The organism is Agromyces sp. PvR057 (genome assembly GCF_040547485.1).
Lineage (GTDB): Bacteria > Actinomycetota > Actinomycetes > Actinomycetales > Microbacteriaceae > Agromyces.
This window is the reverse complement of record NZ_JBEPPT010000008.1, coordinates 1-5,777: the sequence shown is the minus strand read 5'-3', so window position 1 is coordinate 5,777 and position 5,777 is coordinate 1. Positions and strand designations below refer to the sequence as shown.

The window sequence follows — 5,777 nt, the reverse complement described above, 5'->3', positions numbered from 1 at the left end:
TGTGGTGGTATGGTTGACAGGTTGCCCTGAATGAGTGGCTCACGGTTGTGGGTTGGGAGTTCGGGTGCGTCCGTTTCTTGAGAACTCAACAGCGTGCACTATGTTCAATGCCAATTTTTTGAACCCCAACCTGCTCTTTCGGGGGTGGGTGGGATTCCTTTGATTGATGGACAATTTGATTTTTAGAAGTCAGTTGTTTCTCTGTCAGTGAACAAACTCCCTGATGCTCTTCGGAGTGTTGGGAACCATTTTTTTTGGAGAGTTTGATCCTGGCTCAGGACGAACGCTGGCGGCGTGCTTAACACATGCAAGTCGAACGATGAACTCCAGCTTGCTGGGGGGATTAGTGGCGAACGGGTGAGTAACACGTGAGTAACCTGCCCTGGACTCTGGGATAAGCGTTGGAAACGACGTCTAATACCGGATAGGACCTCTGACCGCATGGTCGGGGGTGGAAAGTTTTTTCGGTCTGGGATGGACTCGCGGCCTATCAGCTTGTTGGTGAGGTAATGGCTCACCAAGGCGTCGACGGGTAGCCGGCCTGAGAGGGTGACCGGCCACACTGGGACTGAGACACGGCCCAGACTCCTACGGGAGGCAGCAGTGGGGAATATTGCACAATGGGCGAAAGCCTGATGCAGCAACGCCGCGTGCGGGATGACGGCCTTCGGGTTGTAAACCGCTTTTAGTAGGGAAGAAGGGCTTCGGCTTGACGGTACCTGCAGAAAAAGGACCGGCTAACTACGTGCCAGCAGCCGCGGTAATACGTAGGGTCCGAGCGTTGTCCGGAATTATTGGGCGTAAAGAGCTCGTAGGCGGTTTGTCGCGTCTGCTGTGAAAACTGGAGGCTCAACCTCCAGCCTGCAGTGGGTACGGGCAGACTAGAGTGCGGTAGGGGAGAATGGAATTCCTGGTGTAGCGGTGGAATGCGCAGATATCAGGAGGAACACCGATGGCGAAGGCAGTTCTCTGGGCCGTAACTGACGCTGAGGAGCGAAAGCGTGGGGAGCGAACAGGATTAGATACCCTGGTAGTCCACGCCGTAAACGTTGGGCGCTAGATGTGGGGACCTTTCCACGGTTTCCGTGTCGTAGCTAACGCATTAAGCGCCCCGCCTGGGGAGTACGGCCGCAAGGCTAAAACTCAAAGGAATTGACGGGGGCCCGCACAAGCGGCGGAGCATGCGGATTAATTCGATGCAACGCGAAGAACCTTACCAAGGCTTGACATGACCGAGAACGCCCTAGAAATAGGGAACTCTTTGGACACTCGGTTACAGGTGGTGCATGGTTGTCGTCAGCTCGTGTCGTGAGATGTTGGGTTAAGTCCCGCAACGAGCGCAACCCTCGTCGCATGTTGCCAGCACGTAATGGTGGGAACTCATGTGAGACTGCCGGGGTCAACTCGGAGGAAGGTGGGGATGACGTCAAATCATCATGCCCCTTATGTCTTGGGCTTCACGCATGCTACAATGGCCGGTACAAAGGGCTGCGATGTCGTAAGGCGGAGCGAATCCCAAAAAGCCGGTCTCAGTTCGGATTGAGGTCTGCAACTCGACCTCATGAAGTCGGAGTCGCTAGTAATCGCAGATCAGCAACGCTGCGGTGAATACGTTCCCGGGCCTTGTACACACCGCCCGTCAAGTCATGAAAGTCGGTAACACCCGAAGCCGGTGGCCTAACCCTTGTGGAGGGAGCCGTCGAAGGTGGGATCGGTGATTAGGACTAAGTCGTAACAAGGTAGCCGTACCGGAAGGTGCGGCTGGATCACCTCCTTTCTAAGGAGCAACTCAGGAGCTTTCGGGTTCCTGCAGTGCTGGCCAGATCAGACCGAACGTGTCTGCTGGCTGCTCATGGGTGGAACATTGACATAGGTGCTCGTCTGAATGGTTCAGACCTAGTACGCCCGCAGTGTTGGTAACAGCGCTGGTGGGTTGGAACGGTGGGGGCCGGCCGGGCGGGTGCATGCACGCTGTTGGGTCCTGAGGGACCGGACAAGTCCTGGCGCTTCGGTGCCGGGGGTGATGGTTTCTTCAGACCTTCACGAAGCCGATGGATTCTGATTCGGTGGGTGTGGGGGTTCTGGCCGTCTGTTGAGAACTACATAGTGGACGCGAGCATCTTAGAAGCAGGACTTTGTCCTGTTTCACAATAGGTGAATCGCATTGAATGGCATCCTTCGGGGTGTTGTTCGGTGTGTTCACTGGTCAATTTCTCCGGCACTTCGGTGTCGGATACGAATTCGATCGAACTCATGTGATTTCAAGTTTCTAAGAGCAAACGGTGGATGCCTTGGCATCTGGAGCCGAAGAAGGACGTCGTAATCTGCGATAAGCCTCGGGGAGCTGATAAACGAGCTGTGATCCGAGGATTTCCGAATGGGGAAACCCCGCCAGGCCCTTTGGGTGACCTGGTGACTCCCGCCTGAATATATAGGGCGGGTAGAGGGAACGTGGGGAAGTGAAACATCTCAGTACCCACAGGAAGAGAAAACAACCGTGATTCCGTAAGTAGTGGCGAGCGAACGCGGAAGAGGCTAAACCGAGCCATGTGTGATACCCGGCAGGGGTTGCATGGTCGGGGTTGTGGGACCTTTCGGACTGTACTGCCGTGCAGTCACGGTGACGCGTCAGGTATAGACGAACCGCATTGAAAGGCGGACCGGAGTGGGTGTGAGTCCCGTAGTCGAAATGCCTGGCCGGCCGGAGAGGTATCCCAAGTAGCGCGGGGCCCGAGAAATCCCGCGTGAATCTGTCAGGACCACCTGATAAGCCTAAATACTCCCAGATGACCGATAGCGGACAAGTACCGTGAGGGAAAGGTGAAAAGTACCCCGGGAGGGGAGTGAAATAGTACCTGAAACCGTTTGCTTACAAACCGTTGGAGCACCCTTGTTGGTGTGACAGCGTGCCTTTTGAAGAATGAGCCTGCGAGTTAGTGATCTGTGGCGAGGTTAACCCGTGAGGGGCAGCCGTAGCGAAAGCGAGTCTGAATAGGGCGATTCAGTCGCAGGTCCTAGACCCGAAGCGAAGTGATCTATCCATGGCCAGGTTGAAGCGACGGTAAGACGTCGTGGAGGACCGAACCCACTTCAGTTGAAAATGGAGGGGATGAGCTGTGGATAGGGGTGAAAGGCCAATCAAACTTCGTGATAGCTGGTTCTCTCCGAAATGCATTTAGGTGCAGCGTTGCGTGTTTCTTGCCGGAGGTAGAGCTACTGGATGGCCGATGGGCCCCAAAAGGTTACTGACGTCAGCCAAACTCCGAATGCCGGTAAGTGAGAGCGCAGCAGTGAGACGGTGGGGGATAAGCTTCATCGTCGAGAGGGAAACAACCCAGACCACCAACTAAGGTCCCTAAGCGCGTGCTAAGTGGGAAAGGATGTGGAGTTGCACAGACAACCAGGAGGTTGGCTTAGAAGCAGCCACCCTTGAAAGAGTGCGTAATAGCTCACTGGTCAAGTGATTCCGCGCCGACAATGTAACGGGGCTCAAGCACGCCACCGAAGTTGTGGCATTGACATTACAGGTAGGCCTTCGTGGTCCAGCCGTGTTGATGGGTAGGAGAGCGTCGTGTGGGCAGTGAAGCGGCGGTGTAAACCAGCCGTGGAGGCCACACGAGTGAGAATGCAGGCATGAGTAGCGAAAGACGGGTGAGAAACCCGTCCTCCGGAAGACCAAGGGTTCCAGGGTCAAGCTAATCTGCCCTGGGTAAGTCGGGACCTAAGGCGAGGCCGACAGGCGTAGTCGATGGACAACGGGTTGATATTCCCGTACCGGCGAAGAACCGCCCACATGAAATCAGGAGTGCTAAGCATCCCAAGACGCGTGGATCCCTTCGGGGACGATCGTGAGGCGGCATGCGACCCCATCTGGTGGAGTGAGCGTATTAACAGGTGTGACGCAGGAAGGTAGCCCAACCCGGGCGATGGTTGACCCGGGGCAAGTGCGTAGGCCGAGCGATAGGCAAATCCGTCGCTCATGATGGCTGAGACACGATGCGGATAAAAAGTGGGTGATCCTATGCTGCCGAGAAAAGCATCGACGCGAGGTTCCAGCCGCCCGTACCCCAAACCGACTCAGGTGGTCAGGTAGAGAATACTAAGGAGATCGAGAGAATCGTGGTTAAGGAACTCGGCAAAATGCCCCCGTAACTTCGGGAGAAGGGGGGCCTAAGGCGTGAATGGACTTGCTCCAGGAAGCGCTGCAGGGCCGCAGAGACCAGTGGGAAGCGACTGTTTACTAAAAACACAGGTCCGTGCCAAGTCGCAAGACGATGTATACGGACTGACGCCTGCCCGGTGCTGGAAGGTTAAGAGGACCGGTTAGCCGCAAGGCGAAGCTGAGAATTTAAGCCCCAGTAAACGGCGGTGGTAACTATAACCATCCTAAGGTAGCGAAATTCCTTGTCGGGTAAGTTCCGACCTGCACGAATGGCGTAACGACTTCCCAGCTGTCTCAACCGCGAACTCGGCGAAATTGCATTACGAGTAAAGATGCTCGTTACGCGCAGAAGGACGGAAAGACCCCGTGACCTTTACTACAGCTTGGTATTGGTGTTCGGTGTGGCTTGTGTAGGATAGGTGGGAGACTGTGAAGCTGGCACGCTAGTGTCGGTGGAGTCATTGTTGAAATACCACTCTGGTCACTCTGGATATCTAACTTCGAACCGTGATCCGGTTCAGGGACAGTGCCTGGTGGGTAGTTTAACTGGGGCGGTTGCCTCCCAAAAAGTAACGGAGGCGCCCAAAGGTTCCCTCAACCTGGTTGGCAATCAGGTGGCGAGTGTAAGTGCACAAGGGAGCTTGACTGTGAGACTGACAGGTCGAGCAGGGACGAAAGTCGGGACTAGTGATCCGGCAGTGGCTTGTGGAAGCGCTGTCGCTCAACGGATAAAAGGTACCTCGGGGATAACAGGCTGATCTTGCCCAAGAGTCCATATCGACGGCATGGTTTGGCACCTCGATGTCGGCTCGTCGCATCCTGGGGCTGGAGTAGGTCCCAAGGGTTGGGCTGTTCGCCCATTAAAGCGGTACGCGAGCTGGGTTTAGAACGTCGTGAGACAGTTCGGTCCCTATCCTCTGCGCGCGCAGGAAATTTGAGAGGATCTGACCCTAGTACGAGAGGACCGGGTTGGACGAACCTCTGGTGTGCCAGTTGTTCCGCCAGGAGCACCGCTGGTTAGCTACGTTCGGGATGGATAACCGCTGAAAGCATCTAAGCGGGAAGCCGGCCTCAAGATGAGATTTCCATCCCCTAGGGGGAGAGGCTCCCAGCCAGACGACTGGGTTGATAGGCCGGATGTGGAAGACAGGACTAACGACTGTCGGAGCTGACCGGTACTAATAAGCCGATAACTTGAAACCTCACTACACACACACGAACGTGCATTCACGAAAAAGGCGTGTGTGTGGCCTGATGACTCGCGTCCACTCTGTGGTTCCCAACAGACGGAAACACAACACACAACTCAACAACGAACACCCCCACCCGGGCACACGTTGCGAGACCACCAGGTCACGCAACCACACCCAGGCACAAGGGGGCCCGAGACTACACACCCACCACCACGGACAACCTCCCGGTGGTGCAGGATGTGGCAAGAGTTTCGGCGGCCATAGCGCGAGGGAAACGCCCGGACACATTCCGAACCCGGAAGCTAAGACTCGCAGCGCCGATGGTACTGCAGGGGGGACCCTGTGGGAGAGTAGGACACCGCCGGACAACCATTCCCGAAGAGCCGCCCACCACGTGGGCGGCTCTTCGCATTTAACACACC

Annotated in this window: 3 rRNA genes; all 3 read left to right on the top strand. The window is 56.0% G+C overall.

The features are described from left to right. Window positions 1-251: 251 nt before the first annotated feature. The 3 genes from ABIC29_RS18985 (at window position 252) to rrf (ending at window position 5,722) form a co-directional block, all read left to right on the top strand. Window positions 252-1,777, top strand: a 16S ribosomal RNA gene (locus tag ABIC29_RS18985). A gap of 482 nt (window positions 1,778-2,259) precedes the next feature. Continuing rightward, window positions 2,260-5,364: ribosomal RNA gene (locus tag ABIC29_RS18980) — 23S ribosomal RNA — on the top strand. Window positions 5,365-5,605: 241 nt separating this feature from the next. Next, a 5S ribosomal RNA gene (gene rrf, locus ABIC29_RS18975) occupies window positions 5,606-5,722 on the top strand. The 16S, 23S and 5S rRNA genes sit together here, the layout of an rRNA operon. The last annotated feature ends 55 nt before the right edge of the window (window positions 5,723-5,777 follow it).